This window comes from Pseudobutyrivibrio ruminis HUN009 (assembly GCF_000703005.1).
GTDB classification, from domain to species: Bacteria; Bacillota; Clostridia; order Lachnospirales; family Lachnospiraceae; genus Pseudobutyrivibrio; species Pseudobutyrivibrio ruminis_A.
Map to the genome: position 1 here is coordinate 399818 of NZ_JNLH01000001.1, position 15048 is coordinate 414865.

Sequence of the window (15048 nt, forward strand, 5' to 3'; positions counted from 1 at the left end):
ACAAATCATTGAAATCAAGTCATGTTAAAATTCCTTCGATTTTTACATTTCAATTCACTCCTATTTACTCTGCCGGCATCCATGTCTGTAGAGTGGTAATGGAGCCGTCTTCAGCAATATAATTAAGTACCTGGTTTTCTCCACTAATGCCATTTACTAATTCTCCACCGCCCATTACCTTAGAATAAGCATAAATCGTATCTACTCCATAAGAACTTCCGTCACTATAATAGTCTACATACTTGACATCATAAGCGTTAGTATCCTTTTCGTTCCCACTAATATCATATAAACGAATTCCTCTTTCAGCATTTTCATTCCAAAGATAGCCACCTACACTTTCATCATATTCCCCAAGCTCTTCATACTTAATCTCAGCAACTATCTCGCCATCTAGGTAAAATGAATCGTACATATTCTGATAGATATATCCATCTTCCACTCCAAAAGTAATATGTTGTAATTCAGTCTCCTCAATCTCTTCACATGATTCTAAATCAAACTTGTGTAACGTTGCATATTCATAATCAGAATCAGTGCCCATCTCGTACACATAGGTCCAATAGTACAGTGTGTCATTTGCAACTATAGGCTTTGCGCCGTCTGTGAGATATTCCCCTTTGTAATCCTCTAGAGAAAATCTATATATTTGATATTGAGAATCATCAGTCCCAACATATTTATCCCACGCACAATAAATATATCCCTTGTAAACACTTATACTGTTAAATCCATTTGTGCCGTCATTAGAAACTATCTCTATTTCTTCGCCAGTAGATAAATCCCTTGCTATTATGCCCGTATGACATCCACCTCCTGCAACTGCATAATAAAGGATTCCGTCATAAACAGCTCCTGGTCCAGAAGTCACCATACCTTCAGGCTCTTGATATTCAATTATCTCATCTTCCGAAACTTCCTCTATAATATTAGAACTAGTATCAGCTGCTATTTCTTCCACAACTTGAGGTGTGTCTTCAACAACTTCTACATTGGTATTTGATGCTCCGCATCCTGAAAATATCACTGTAGCCATCACAAGTGACATTAAAAAACTAAAATTCTTTCTCATTTTCATTCCTCCATTTTGTACAGTCTTCAAAATATTGCTACCTTCTTTTGTAACATTTGTTGCTTATGAAGATATAATAGTAAAATACGTTTTGAAAATACTGTACACATCTAGTTTTTATCATTATCATCAAACCATGCGTTTATTACTGCCTTTATTCCAGCGTAAATAGCTCCTACACTAATTAAGCCTACAACCAGCAAGAAAAATATAACAGCTCCATGTGCCGTTGGACTGAGTTGTGAATATTCACTTTGCGGACCACTAAATTTAGCTATAAAATCAAAACAGTCTGTTAGAGCAGATGATATTCCAAGCAATGCAAACAATCCCATTATTGCTTGAAGTTTGTTGTCTCGTTTCTTCTCTTTTTCTTCTTGCTCCTTTTGGATTCGATCGTCTTCAGCTTCTCTTTCTTCCCTTTGTAGACTATCTAATGCCGCCAGACCACTGCTCACACTTTTTACATCTTCATGAATTCTGTATCTATCTTTAAGATAAATGTAATACTCATTTTGATGGTGAATATAGCTAACAGATGTTGCCATGCTTTTTGCTAGAAATAGATTAATCTCCCCGTATAATTTAGTAATCTCACTGTCAATCGGATTAACTAGATACTTGGATACTTCACCAGATAAATCCGATTGAATTCTCTCTGCATAATGTAAAAGGGAATATGACTGGAATACTATTCTAAGGAAAAGATCAAAATAATCTCCTTCAACCTTTTTTAGGAGCCCACTTTTCATCATCTCGGTATCACCAGCACTTATAATTGCACTGCCTTCCTTAGCTGCATACCACTGTATATTTTCAAAAGGTTTATAACCTTCATTCTCAACTTCAGAAGTCATCTTGTAGGAATCTGTATATCCCTTAGATAAGTAAAATGCAACTTCCAGTAATTCGTTTGATGTTAAATTTTCTCCGAAGGAAACATATGAAAACAACAGGCTCTTATCTGGAACCATATTCTTTTCCAATTGAATATCAGGATTCCCCACAATTTCACAATCTTTTCCACTAAGTAATGAGTATGCCATTTTTAATTTTGACTTATAGGATGATTTTCGACATGCAAAATATGATGGTTTTAAATCTGCAATTTGCTCATGAATCCATTCCGCTAACGAGAAAGGAGCTCCATATCTAATGATTTCCTTATTATCCTTTATTATTTTTCTTTCACAAATATATCCAAAAGCTGGTTGACACATTGTTGTCCGCCAAAGATTTAAGCTTTCCGTTCTATTTAATTCTTTAATATTATTTTGAAAAGCAATCAATTCGTCAGAACTAATATTATCCGGAAGCATTAGTTCATACCAGATTATTCCTATACCATTTTTGAATAAAAGCAAACCTAGGTTATTAATTATAATCTTCCAACTATTATTGAAGAATCCATTTTTTCCAAAAGTGTTATCATAAAGCAACGAATCAGCACCTAACAACCCCTTTCCGTTACTCTCCTCACTTAAAGAACTATCTTTATGTAACCAACTAGCGCCAACATTGTTATCGCCAATGCCTTCCTCGCTGGATTGATCATCAAATCTGAATTCATTTCGAACATATTCGTAAATATCACTTTCGGCTTTAGCTTCTGTCTGTCGAATCCATAGAGAAACCTCTTTCCCACTTTTAGTAGAGGCGGTTTGGCATTCTATCATATCGACTGCCTCTTCAAAGCTATATTCCTCACCCACTCTAAACGGAATTACATATCTCATACTCAACGACTGAACACTATAATTCTTTTCCATGTAAATATTTCCTCCAACTAATCTAGCGAGAATTTTTAATACTAATCTATATAATAACAGACTTTAGTAGCTGCTCTAGCACAGTTTCCCAATCCAAACTATCCTGACATTGCACTGCGCCAATAACATTTGATGAACCAGCGTAGTTATACTGAATAGTAGAACAAATAATAACAGGGATTGCTATTCTTTGCAATTGAAGATTCTTTATTAATTCGTCTCCAGAACCATGATCTGCTCCTCCAGAATATAGTGGATACCACATATCAGAAATAATAAAGTCATACATTTCATCTTATTGTAAAAATGATTCAATCAACTCCATACCATCTTCTAGATTTCTTACCCAATCAATATTAGCCTCGCCAATACGCTTAATCACTCTAGCTATCTTGCTATGCTTAATCGCATTATCTTCTAAATTTAATACTCTCAACACTCTATTTGCCATAAGTAATCCCTCCGCATCAATTTTACTAATTACATAAGAACTCATCAATAAAGCACCTGGAAGCTTTTTTAGAAGTTAAATCCATAAAGGATTCAACGCCCAGCCAAGCAACTCAATTGATTTATTGAATATATCCATCCATGTTTTGATAAAAATGGACATATAAAAAAAGCCCATGTCGGGCTTTTTCAAAATCTATACCCCTAGCTAATTCGTGATATAGGCACTTTGTCTATTTTTACTACTAGCTAAAGCTTTTGCTTGGTCATCAATTATTTCTTGATTTTGTGCAAATTAGCTTTTGCATCACTAATAACTTTTCCGCATCCATCTTATTAATTTTTGTTCATCATACAGAGTTAAGGCATTGGAAAAGATTTTAATAAAACCAAAACTGTCACCCTTATAAAACTCAGTTGACTTGCTTCAAGCATTTTAACCGATTGGTATTCCAATCGGTTAAAATTTGGAGGTTACATATATTTGACACATCTAATAAGAACTACTCTCGATACAATCAAATAGCCACTTATATTTGACCTGCACTTGATTAACTATCATCATAGCTTCATGGCATAAACCATTCGAATCAGTATGTGCTGCTAAAAGTGATATGTCCTTAATCCACTCGCCTTGTACTCCGCTAGCTTTGAACTCTTTGATTATTTTTTTCTTTTCTCTGTCCTTATAACGTTTTTCTGTGCTACTAGAATCACTACTATACTCACACTCTTTAACCGAATCTGCGACTTTTTTTATATAGGACATCTCCCACGAAAGCCGTAATATCAATGCCAACTGTTCGTTGTGATTAGTATGATTTTTATTCCGTCCCATCTTTTTATCTAATAACTCAAACAATTCACAGTTAAGGTCTTTTAAGAAACTATGATAATTATTGTATTTTTTTACCATATTTGCAGCGGCATTATCAATTAAAAACAGACTAACCACATCTTCTATCTCTGGAATCCAAAATTCTTCATGTGGATGCCCTTGTCGTCTAGCTTGAATTTCCTTCACCTTTAACAAAGTGCAATCTTCAATTAGTTTTGAATAACTGGTAATTATATATTCTAAGGTATCATATCGTATTGTTTTTGCATTATTCTCACTGACCAAATATGATGGCATCATTAGTTCTACTTCTCCACCAGTATCCAATTTCTTGAAAAACTCGGAAATAGTTGTTATATCCTCAATTCTACGCTTCATTTGCTCATTTGAAAACTTATCACTGAATACTGAGCGTCTTATTTCATTAATCAATTGGCTCATAATAGTTCCTCTATTACATTATCTATTTTGAAAATACTTAAAATTATCATCGTTATTAATTATTTTTATCAGCTTAGCTGATTGTTCTATTGGATGTTCTTTAATATACTCATCAATAAAGTATTTGAAATCATCTATACTATTGAATATAGTTAGATTATTACTGTCCGAACTGATTAGAGGTAACAAATATGTAATTGTCCCCTTCATATGTTCAATAAGCTCTAATGACGCCATATTTACAGTTTTATATAATCTTGCTGATATTGAATCCTCACTACTATCCACAGTTACTTTCAACTCATTAATTGCAGCTTCAAATTTTAAGCTTAAATCCTTTCCTTTATCGTCTTTTTTTAGTTCATAGTAGTGTGATAGAATACTACATTCTGCCAACATGAATACATCTATTTGAATTGACTTCTTCTGAGGTTTTTCTGCCATGTTATTAATCTGTCTTATTAAGGCATCTTTTTTTGCTTCAAGTGAATTCTGATTTATATGTCTAATTAGTGGATATAATACCAAGGAGGCAAAATATGATTCTGAATAACTATTTCCATCCCAATATATTTTTTCAACATATGGATTGATTGTATTTATCACATCCAAAAAATAATAATTAACTTTTTCAGAATCTCTTTTCTCACTTTTTAACCTATCAAGTACCCTTTTATAACATCCAATGACACTAGTATTGTTAGAATAGTATAACTCTACAATTTTATCAAACTCTGAAACGTTATAATATATGGTATTAATTCCATCCTCCCATTCCAATACCATATTACGCAAGAGATTCGAAAACATACATCCTGGATTTGAACTTATAGAATATTTCTCTCCTTTAAAATCATAATCAATATGTTCCTCTTTTGATACATCAAAATGGGCCTCATCTATAAACCTATTTACATCTTCTTTATATTTATCAAATATCCCCTTATATTTTAAAGAATACCCCTCAACATATTTATTTACATCTTCAATTTGTTTAATAAAAGCATCGATAAAGTCAATAATATGAATCGGCCATCTACGCAATTCATGAAGTGGAGGTAATACAAAATCTGATGCATCCTCAGTAGCGTCGTTATCAGGATGCCCATGATATTTATTTCTATCATCCCTGAGCTGATCTGCAGTTTCAGCTAGCTCTGCTCTACCATTTCTTAAGTTAGTACGAACGCTTGTTGCATTGAATTGCTTACCATCGATATCTTCCCATTCTTTAGTATTTACATTATTAGTAATAAGCATCATTCGCTTATCATACCCGTCATTCCCCCTTTTTCCTTTCTCATCTTTTTTATCTTTTTTATCTTTATTGTAATAATCATAATAATACTTAGTAAATACCCCGACTGCATCACCGACATCAAGTCTCTTATTATTATTAGTATAATTCTTAAGATCAACAACTTCTCTCAGCAACTTATATTTACTAGATTTTAGTATATCCTCAATGGGTTTTTCCTCCATGACTTCTATAGCGGAATTTAAAACTTTAATTGTCATCGTAAAGCATTTATTTTCCAGTTCTAGACCTATATGATATTCTTCTCTTGTAGAATAATTTTTTGAATTCATATGCACCTCTATCTAAAAATCTAACCTTTAGCCTCACAAGCCTTACATGTGTATGGCTAATTAATTTGTAATACTTTCATTTGTCATTCTTATTCCTATGGCTTATTCTACCGTACGAAAAGAAGCACCTGCTTTTACCCCAATGAAATAAGGTATTATTATAAATATCACCAATAGTAAAATTGTATCCACCACTCCACTATAGTCTAGATTAATCTCATAAATAGCTTCGACAATTACAAAAATAATAGGTAATACAACTAGGAGCAATCCTACTCGATTGGAATAAGCTTTACTTGCAATACTACCAATACCAATTAATAAACCGCATAAATTCATTAAAAGAATAAAGACCAGCAACGCCAAAAATGGATGCTGATTTCCCAGAGATTCCATATATTTTCCGACACCTATAGACACATCAAGTTCTGAAGCCCAAAAAAGAGCTCCTATAAAAAGATAAAAACCTAGTATTAAAAAAGGAATAGAAATAATTTTTCTACGCTTTATAAGCAAATCTTTCCATCCATCTATATTAATATCCAACCCAAAATTATAATCCAAACAATTGTATTGTATACCTGAAAAAATAGATTCTTCCCATTCTTTAGCCAAGTCACTTTTCACGATTTAAAACCTCCTCTACTTATACATACATAAATGTATATCTTGTGCTTAAATGTTTCATAATATCATCTGGTTCATATGGTACCGATGAAGGATAATTATCCCTTAAAATACCATAAATAATACCATATTTTTCTTTTGAAAGATTTGTATTTCCCAGTGCTTCGAGAAGTACTGCTTCTGAGAAAAGGCATATCGTATTTACGATTGTATAATCATCCTTTATTAATAATGCTATTTCATCGCAGTACTTTCTAGCCAGGTCATTTTCTCCCATCTTGACTGCGAGCAATCCAAGATATTTATATATTAGTTCCCATGGATGTGTGCTTTTCCTCTTATCATCTATAGACATTTCTAGTGATTTAATATCTTCCCACACTACGGATATTTCTTTATCGGTGTAAAACTTATTAAGTCCCTTAATATAAAGCAAAAAGGCAAAACTAATATTAACATTCTCATTAGCACCATTCTGTCTAATGGTACTTAACTGATCTACAATGGATTCTGCTCCATCATTATAATCAGACATTACCTTCTCATATTCTTCTTTACTTCCTTTATCAATCAGATAATGCAATTTATAAGATTCCGTTATTTTTGTGTTTGCAATATTGCCCTTTAAAAGTTTTAATGCATCATCAAAAAATCCCTGTGCTTCATCATTTCTCAAGAAGGCGGCACACTGTCCTGCCTGACTCAATGTCTTTGCAAACTCAGTTTTGCCAAAATGTTCTTTACATTCTGCACCGAATACAGATTTTGATAATTCATACAGACCGCCAGCTATCTTCACCGTTGTTCTAACTACATTTAATGCCTCTTCATAATTAAATGAATCTAATAATGCATTCGTATATCTATTTCTAGTCCTAATATAGTCTTCCATATCAACTGCATGGGCATATTTCTCACATTCAGCAAAGTATTTTGCAGCTTCAGTACTATTTCCTTTATGGCAATTTGATACAACTCCTATGTCATTAATGTAATAGAAAATTTTAGCAAATCTTTCTCTATCTTTGATACGTTTTGTAGCATTTTCTAAAACTCTAAAGATAAATTCTCCTTCACTAGAATTTAGAATATTTGTTAAATATGATAAACGAAGTTCTGTCAGTGCTTCCACCAAAGCGTGTGGCTCTTTACCTTCTGCTGTAGCAGCCTCTGTCTCGCTGTACATTCGCTCTTTAATACTCTTGAACCAATCATTCTTATATATAGATGAAGCAACTGTATTCATCACACTAATATTGTACATTTCCTTAAGAGCGTCATAGTATTCATTCACTTCCATATCACGCCATGCACGCTTAAAAAATACATCTGCTTCGTCATAAGAAAAGATTAAATTTTTTATATTACTTAATCGCTGTGATCTTTTGCGAATTTCAGATATATCATCTGTACCTATTTCAAATGTCAAATAGCTACAAATTGAATCTGCAAGATATAAAAATACTTGCTTCGAGTAATCATCATCGTTCAATTTATAATAACGAATTGGCTGTACATTCAATTCTTCAACTGCCACGACGTTTCCTGGATTATCTATATATTGTTCCATTAATATGGTCCTAAACACATCGCTATTTAAAATTGAAAACTGTATCTCATCCTCTTCTAGATATGACGCTTTATTTCCTTCAAATCCTTGCTTAAGATAGCTTTCAAATTTATCATTATCATCGATAAAACGCTCGCTTTGTCTAGTTGCTATAAAAAAGCAGAATCTATGATCCTTATCTAATGGATTATGAAATACCAAATGTTCTACTGCTTCAGACATCATGTGAAAATACGTATTAGAAGCTATATTATCTCTGAAGAATTCACCTTGATTAGAATTAGAGTATGAAGTTTTCCCCTCATTACTTTTGACAATTGCCCCTATTCGATAAAATCCATTTCTAGATGGTAATGTCACCCCATTAAAGAGAAGGTCTGTCCCGTCAAACGTACCCAATTGAATAAACTCCGGTAATGTCTTTCGTACAGTCTCTTTTATTATTACTAATTGTCTACTACGGGCCTTATTTTTATAATGCAAATCCATTGGAAACAAAAATGTAACTTTGGGATTTTCTTTTTGAGCACTTTCAAATACAGCTCTATAATAAGCCTCTATTCGCTTGATTTCATTATCCTTTTCCCCTTCGATTCCTTTATCATCATATACAGCCCCAGCAATAAGTGTTGTGCTGCTATCGTTTTTTGATATATTGTTTTTATCTTCAAATACTCCTGCTTCATCTAAAGATATTGTTAACATAAGAATTCCTCCTACTAATAACCACTTTACGGTTATTCTATCAAGGATTTACATTATATTCTAGTACTACCCTAACTTTTTACGCTATTGTATAATGGTTTTGGTTTTGAAATTTTTATACACTTGGTATGGAGGGTACTAATGGGTACAAAGGAATTTCTCTTAGAATACTTAAAAACACATGACTCTATTACAGTCAAAGACTTTCAAGCTCTTACTGGAAAAACAAGCAGGGGAACATTTTATAATACAATACAATCTCTAGAAGCATCTGGCTACAAGTTTGTAATAGTTAATGATGCATCTAAATCCAAAAGATACATCTTAACAAGTACTGATAATCTGTCATCATACAACCCTTCGTCATCTGATGATTTCTATAAATATATGATTCTGGAAACTTTAAATCGAAACCGTGACGGAATGCTATTAGAGAATCCTGCCAAACGCGCCAGTAAACGTAATCGAATACTTATAAAGGAACAACAAAACGATTACAAATATCTTTTTGATGTATTCTACAACATTACTTGCGACACAGAAGATAACAATTCCATTCCTATAAATATAGGTGAATCAAAATTTAGAGAACTTTTATCTGATTTGGAAAACGAAGGGAAAATCACCTGTACTAATGAAGGTCCGGTGGGCATCGTATATCGACCTAATAACAACGAATCACTTTTTACCACAAAGGATCTTGTTAATGCCCTCCAGATTCTTGATCAACTTCCAAAAAAACACAAGAACTATCCTATATTAAGTAATGCACGAGATAAAATTTCTATGGAGCTATTTCACAGAAGTAGTTTCATCGACGAAGATGCCAATTTTATTGTATATGGGAAAAAAAGACGCACATTTTCTTCAATCACAAGTGATTTGAAAATTCTCGCATCTGCTGACTATAAAAACTATGTTATTGAAACAAAATATAATAATGAAGTATTACTGTTTTCTGTGGGAAAAATAGTATATTCTGAAATATCTGGTGAAGTATATATATTGGGAAAACGTTATGCACATACAGACAAAACTAGTGAATATGACTACTTGAAACTATCCCTCATAACCAGCGTATCAACAACGAAAAAAAAGAACACCGAGTATAACAATGTTGTTTATGATGATATATGCAATCACATGCTGGATATATCTACAAATAAACCTATTCATCTTAAGGCAAAATTTGTTGCAGATTATTTGCCAACTACTCAAAAACTAAATAGATTATACAGTTCTCGTTCAAATTCAGCTAAGATACTACCAATCCACGAAGGTGACAAACACATAGCTAGTTATTACGAGGATGATATATCTGATTTAGAACTCATTAAGCCTTATCTTATGGGTTATGGACGAGCTTGTACCGTTTTAGAGCCTACTAACATGTCAGAAGATATTAAACAAGATATAATGGCAGCTCTAGATTCCTATTCTAAGGAGGAATATGATGTCTAACAAATACTTTGATTCGCTGAATAGAATAGATTTATACTTTACTTTCCTACCATATGACTTGTATGATGACTCATCTGAGGATGTAACAATTTCATGGTTTTCCTCTAACTATGAAATACCAATAAGCATTGTTAGAGGTGATTTTGTATCGATTTTATTAGCTTATAAAAAATACAATGAATACCTTGTAATCTATCCTCGTGATACTGAAATAGAATACGAAGAACTCACAGAAGTCACTGACTCTATCCTATCTGGTGATTGGGATAATATTCCACTAGTCAGTGCAATATCCATTAATCGTGATGATCATTCCTTGACTCTTACTGATGAAGAACAAAAAGCTATTAATGAAGAGTTCTCATTCAATAATAAAGTGGTAGATTTTGATATCATCAAAGACTTCAGATATTATAAGTCCCCTTCTGAATTATATAAAACTATTGAGTTGCTCAATATGGCCATTGACACAAAACATCAAATCTATTTTAAATACAGCAAAAATAATAAAGTAAACTTTTATCAAATTTCACCTATTAAAATCATATACGATAATGAGGAGAATCTTTACCATATCCTTGGCATTAAAAATAAAAACTATGTAGTTTATGATATTAGATTTATTAAGTTGTCCTCTGTGAAGGATATCCCTGAAGGTTTAAGTCTTCTTGACGCCTCCGTAAGTTCAAAACACCAAGCCACAGTACATATTCTAAACCTCGAATCAGAAAGCTATGATGCCAACAATCTAAATGAAAAGGCTCCTCATGTGTGGAAGCTTGCATTCTCACAAAAGAAAGCGACTCATGTTAAAGTCCGTTTTTCTGAGGATGTATATACAAGAGTACTTGAAGACTTATCTTTACGCCTTCCAGCAATAAGTATTACTGATTGTAAAGACGGTTATTTCTATTTTGAAGATGATATTTATGGGGTCGATTCCTTTGACAACTGGCTAAGAACCTTTGGCAGCAAAGCCTTGATTCTTGAGCCAAAAATACTAGCAGAACAAAGAATAGCATCATTTAAGCAAATACTCGAAAATTACAGCTAATCTACATCTCCATTTCATTTTCAACCAGTATCTCATCAATACTGGTGTCAAACAAGCGACTAAGGGCGAATAAGTTTTCTACAGTTGGGAGACTATCGCCCTTTTGCCACTTATATATTGCCTGGCAGGATTCAAACCCCATAAACTCTCTTATGTCATCTATCTTCAACCCCTTCTGCATTCTAAGTTCTCGTATTCTTTCACCGGTAGCGATTACATTTAATACTGGATATTCCATAACATACCTCCCTATAAAACAATTTATCTATGTAACATTGTCATTTTATAAATAGGCGTTTTGGCATTTTTGAACACTAGAGGGCAGTAGGTTTTCGAATCCTATTCCCAAACACTTTCGCTTCCAAAATAGAATGATATCTCATTACAAGCTCTTGTATCTGAGTCAACTCTTAGAGTAATTGTGTAATAGCATCGATTATTGAGATGCATCTCACCCCAGGTGTCACCACACCATACAATCTTATCCTCAGGACCATATGTCTCTATTGTGTAAATCATGCCATCATTTTCATTTCTGACAAATTGTCTTCCGCAATTCTCTGTACCTTCCTCGCTACAGTGGGCATCCCAGGATTCTAAATCATAGGAATCTATTAAAGTTGGTAAGTTCTCATAAGAGAAAGCTTCATCACTTGCTAATACATCAGCGTTAAGTGGAATTCCTTTTGCAAAGTAAATTGATCCATCATAATACTTATTAAGATCCATACCCACAACATTACATTCACTTAAGTCACATGTGGAATCCCCCAAGTTTTGAACGTCTACACACATTAACCATCCTGCTTCATCTGGTTGATTATTGTTGTATACATACACCTTTTCTTGACCATTAGTAGTTACCAGTTTGGACATATTTACATCCTCATGGTCTACGTTCTTGAAGGTATAAACATCACTTGGAAACTGATTCAGCATATCAGTAACACCCTCGCTGTAATTCACTGTAACTACCAAATCATCCACCTGAAATTTTAAATCTGTAAACCTGGCATTCTTTATCTCATCACTAGCATCGTAGGTGAGAACGACAGGTTCTTCCTCCTCTACTTTTGACTCATCCATATCCTCATCGACCACATCATCAGATTCTTCATATAAGTCTTCATCATCTGAAATAAATTCTTTTAGCTCCTGATATTCTTCTAAGCTAATTCCAAGATTCTCGGCAGCCTTCTCATCCTCTGTCTTTCCGCAGCCAACAAACATAGCTGCTCCCATAATAATCGCCATTCCAAAAGATAATATATTCTTTCTCATAATCATTTCCTCCTAAATAAGTGTCTTCTTACTTTACATAGCCTCCGCATCCACAACAGGTTTGCAGCATGCTAAGTATTCTTCCGCAGCCTTCTTATCTTTACCAATCTGGTATCTAGTCATCAACACAAATACTATTGGCAAGAATAGAGCAGCCGCACCAGCTGTACAGAACGCAACAAAAGCTACGCAAAGGTCAACCGGGAAAACTGGAATGATGAACCAGGAGAACACTGTAGTTTTCCATACCATCTTAAGTGATGACATTATGCCTCCACCAATGATGTAAGCCACAACAGCAGCTATAATCCAATATGCTAATGCTGTATCGCCCATATTCATCTTTTCCAGAATCATGGATACGATCACATCAAACACCGGAACTATCAATGATACAATAACGCCTATCTTGTTCCTCTTAAGTTTTTCTTCACACTCCTTCAATGTGTTCTGTGCAAAAAGCACATCATCAAATCTCATTTCCTCAAAAAATTCTTTCTTTTCTTTTCTCATAATCTATTTCCTCTCTTTCAATTTGTATAAATATAATAGTTTGTTAAGTAACTACTTAAAATAAACTAGTAGTTTATCTTTTTTACTTGCTAGTATGTTTTAAAGATTACATTTCAATCACCTCCCTTGATGTGTATATAGTACATTAGGCTGTTTCAAAATTATTGAACACGTACTGGATTTGATTAGGTCCAACCTCCCCAACAACCACTCTTGCATCTTCAGCAAGTGTTGTTTCATAAAGCTCATACTCACCCTGCTCATATGTTGTTAATAATTCCATCTGTGTCATATATTCTTACCTCCATATATCTAGTGTTGTTCAACTGATGAAATAAATATAGCAATATACGTTTTGAAAAATCTGAACACTAAAAAAGCTATATCATTCATGTCAAACATGAACAACATAGCCTTTATAAACTACCCCCCTATACTAATCTTTATTTAATGGCTACCTACGATACATCATTTGCCGCCTCTTCAAAAATCTGTCTTAACTCATCTTCGCTAAGCATTTCAATTAATGCCTTGTCTACCTCCTCGTTCGTATAGTTTCTCCAATAATGGGTCGCGTTATTATAATCCTCAAGTTTTACCACTAGTTTTTCACCGCCAGTTTCACATAAAGACTGTGTATATTCTTGAAGAACAAGACTTCGAATAGCAGAGTCAATCTGTCGACATCCAAATTTAGAAGTCGCCATTTTTAATAGCTCATCCTTAAATGTATTTGATAATGTAATTTCACATCCATAGTTTTCTTGAATATTCTCCAAATCCTTCTTTATGATTCCGTTTACTGCCTCATCAGACAAAACACCGTAGTTAATAATGAACGGAAATCTTCCTATTAGCTCATTAGTACCACCATGTTCAATCATATTTTCCCTTGTAATAGGTTCATAATGATCTACTTCTGCCTCATCGTTTTCGGCACCAAATCCTATAGCATTGACTTTGCTCTCACGCTTTTCCCTAAACTTATCAAAAGATCCTAACCCCACAAACATTATGTCTGAAGTATTAATTAATCCTGCCTTTGTATTAATATTTCCACCCTCTATTATTGTAAGTAGATTGTTTTGTACTTCTCTGTTTACATCTATGCCCCTGCTTGCATAAGAAGGCTCAAGTTTCTTATCAAACTCATCAAGGAAGCAAATACCAAAAGCCTCATTTCCCATTATAAAAGGATTAATCATATCGCATGGCTCGGCTCCTTTATATCCTGTTGCGGTAATCTGTGATAAATCCAGTATACTTATAGGAAATCCCGGTATTTTCTCATTAAAATACCGCTTTAGAGCTCTATATGTTTCTGTCTTTCCACTTCCTGAAGGTGCTGCCAATATAACATTGTTATTAGTAGGAAGCTTCTCGCCAAGTCTATTAAGATAGTTGTATAGATTAGCTAAAAATACCTTTAAGTTAGGCTGTCCAATCACGTGGCAAGCAATATCCTCATAAAAGTCATTAAAAGAAACCTGTGTAACCCATCTGTGAGCCATAAACCTAATACGGTTTGTAATCCAAATTGGGCGTTTTTCTTGATTTTCTAGAGCATCATTTATTACTCCTTCATCCGTTTCATTTTGTGATATATTATCTGTATTAACATTATTAATCATAGTCAACCTCCCTATTATGTTTATGGTAAAACTTTATCACCTACCA

Annotated in this window: 15 protein-coding genes; 2 read left to right on the forward strand and 13 right to left on the reverse strand. The window is 33.6% G+C overall.

From position 1 onward, the window contains the following. Positions 1–64: 64 nt before the first annotated feature. From BO15_RS0101805 to BO15_RS0101835, 8 genes are all read right to left on the reverse strand, one after another. Positions 65–1072, reverse strand: a complete 1008-nt coding sequence (locus BO15_RS0101805; RefSeq protein WP_033151817.1) for a hypothetical protein — start codon at positions 1070–1072, stop codon at positions 65–67. Between the two features lie 110 nt (positions 1073–1182). Then, the gene (locus tag BO15_RS0101810; protein WP_033151819.1) at positions 1183–2841 is read right to left on the reverse strand and encodes a hypothetical protein; all 1659 of its coding nucleotides are present in this window, start codon (positions 2839–2841) and stop codon (positions 1183–1185) included. Between the two features lie 46 nt (positions 2842–2887). Next, positions 2888–3130, reverse strand: a complete 243-nt coding sequence (locus tag BO15_RS0101815) for a hypothetical protein (RefSeq protein WP_033151821.1) — start codon at positions 3128–3130, stop codon at positions 2888–2890. Between the two features lie 6 nt (positions 3131–3136). Beyond that, the gene (locus tag BO15_RS13590) at positions 3137–3292 is read right to left on the reverse strand and encodes a hypothetical protein (protein ID WP_157752296.1); all 156 of its coding nucleotides are present in this window, start codon (positions 3290–3292) and stop codon (positions 3137–3139) included. 492 nt (positions 3293–3784) lie between these two features. Beyond that, positions 3785–4570 (reverse strand): hypothetical protein, encoded by a 786-nt coding sequence (locus tag BO15_RS0101820; RefSeq protein WP_033151827.1) that lies wholly within the window; start codon positions 4568–4570, stop codon positions 3785–3787. A gap of 18 nt (positions 4571–4588) precedes the next feature. Beyond that, complete coding sequence (locus tag BO15_RS0101825) at positions 4589–6160, reverse strand: hypothetical protein (protein ID WP_033151829.1); 1572 nt, start codon at positions 6158–6160, stop codon at positions 4589–4591. Between the two features lie 102 nt (positions 6161–6262). Next, positions 6263–6787: a hypothetical protein gene (locus tag BO15_RS0101830; RefSeq protein WP_033151831.1), complete on the reverse strand. Its 525-nt coding sequence runs from the start codon at positions 6785–6787 to the stop codon at positions 6263–6265. Between the two features lie 19 nt (positions 6788–6806). Further along, complete coding sequence (locus tag BO15_RS0101835) at positions 6807–9062, reverse strand: hypothetical protein (RefSeq protein WP_033151833.1); 2256 nt, start codon at positions 9060–9062, stop codon at positions 6807–6809. A gap of 141 nt (positions 9063–9203) precedes the next feature. On the opposite strand from BO15_RS0101835, the gene BO15_RS0101840 reads away from it, so the two are divergent. Together BO15_RS0101840 and BO15_RS0101845 are read left to right on the forward strand one after the other, a co-directional pair. Then, positions 9204–10523, forward strand: coding sequence for a WYL domain-containing protein (locus BO15_RS0101840; RefSeq protein WP_033151835.1), 1320 nt, complete (start codon positions 9204–9206; stop codon positions 10521–10523). Then, positions 10513–11577 carry a WYL domain-containing protein gene (locus BO15_RS0101845; protein WP_081828518.1) on the forward strand — a complete coding sequence of 355 codons (1065 nt, stop codon included), beginning with the start codon at positions 10513–10515 and terminating at the stop codon, positions 11575–11577. Before BO15_RS0101840 ends, BO15_RS0101845 begins: the two co-directional genes overlap by 11 nt. 1 nt (position 11578) lies before the next feature. On the opposite strand, the gene BO15_RS0101850 is transcribed toward BO15_RS0101845, so the two are convergent. The 5 genes from BO15_RS0101850 to BO15_RS0101865 form a co-directional block, all read right to left on the reverse strand. Continuing rightward, on the reverse strand, positions 11579–11815 hold the full coding sequence (locus BO15_RS0101850; RefSeq protein ID WP_033151838.1) for a helix-turn-helix transcriptional regulator: 237 nt from the start codon (positions 11813–11815) through the stop codon (positions 11579–11581). Between the two features lie 101 nt (positions 11816–11916). Beyond that, a complete protein-coding gene (locus tag BO15_RS0101855) occupies positions 11917–12858 on the reverse strand; it encodes a hypothetical protein (RefSeq protein WP_033151840.1) in 942 nt (313 codons plus the stop codon). Positions 12859–12891: 33 nt separating this feature from the next. Beyond that, positions 12892–13371 carry a hypothetical protein gene (locus BO15_RS0101860; protein ID WP_033151849.1) on the reverse strand — a complete coding sequence of 160 codons (480 nt, stop codon included), beginning with the start codon at positions 13369–13371 and terminating at the stop codon, positions 12892–12894. Between the two features lie 145 nt (positions 13372–13516). Continuing rightward, positions 13517–13663, reverse strand: coding sequence for a hypothetical protein (locus tag BO15_RS13595; protein WP_157752297.1), 147 nt, complete (start codon positions 13661–13663; stop codon positions 13517–13519). Positions 13664–13829: 166 nt separating this feature from the next. Beyond that, positions 13830–15002, reverse strand: a complete 1173-nt coding sequence (locus BO15_RS0101865) for an AAA family ATPase (RefSeq protein ID WP_033151852.1) — start codon at positions 15000–15002, stop codon at positions 13830–13832. Positions 15003–15048 lie beyond the last annotated feature (46 nt).

Coding starts and splice junctions, on each gene's coding strand:
- BO15_RS0101810 (WP_033151819.1), bottom strand. CDS start 2,841: ATGGAAAAGAATTATAGTGTTCAGTCGTTGAGTATGAGATATGTAATT.
- BO15_RS0101820 (WP_033151827.1), bottom strand. CDS start 4,570: ATGAGCCAATTGATTAATGAAATAAGACGCTCAGTATTCAGTGATAAG.
- BO15_RS0101835 (WP_033151833.1), bottom strand. CDS start 9,062: ATGTTAACAATATCTTTAGATGAAGCAGGAGTATTTGAAGATAAAAAC.
- BO15_RS0101825 (WP_033151829.1), bottom strand. CDS start 6,160: ATGAATTCAAAAAATTATTCTACAAGAGAAGAATATCATATAGGTCTA.
- BO15_RS0101845 (WP_081828518.1), top strand. CDS start 10,513: ATGATGTCTAACAAATACTTTGATTCGCTGAATAGAATAGATTTATAC.
- BO15_RS0101840 (WP_033151835.1), top strand. CDS start 9,204: ATGGGTACAAAGGAATTTCTCTTAGAATACTTAAAAACACATGACTCT.
- BO15_RS13590 (WP_157752296.1), bottom strand. CDS start 3,292: ATGGCAAATAGAGTGTTGAGAGTATTAAATTTAGAAGATAATGCGATT.
- BO15_RS0101865 (WP_033151852.1), bottom strand. CDS start 15,002: ATGATTAATAATGTTAATACAGATAATATATCACAAAATGAAACGGAT.
- BO15_RS0101860 (WP_033151849.1), bottom strand. CDS start 13,371: ATGAGAAAAGAAAAGAAAGAATTTTTTGAGGAAATGAGATTTGATGAT.
- BO15_RS0101805 (WP_033151817.1), bottom strand. CDS start 1,072: ATGAGAAAGAATTTTAGTTTTTTAATGTCACTTGTGATGGCTACAGTG.
- BO15_RS13595 (WP_157752297.1), bottom strand. CDS start 13,663: ATGACACAGATGGAATTATTAACAACATATGAGCAGGGTGAGTATGAG.
- BO15_RS0101815 (WP_033151821.1), bottom strand. CDS start 3,130: ATGTATGACTTTATTATTTCTGATATGTGGTATCCACTATATTCTGGA.
- BO15_RS0101850 (WP_033151838.1), bottom strand. CDS start 11,815: ATGGAATATCCAGTATTAAATGTAATCGCTACCGGTGAAAGAATACGA.
- BO15_RS0101855 (WP_033151840.1), bottom strand. CDS start 12,858: ATGAGAAAGAATATATTATCTTTTGGAATGGCGATTATTATGGGAGCA.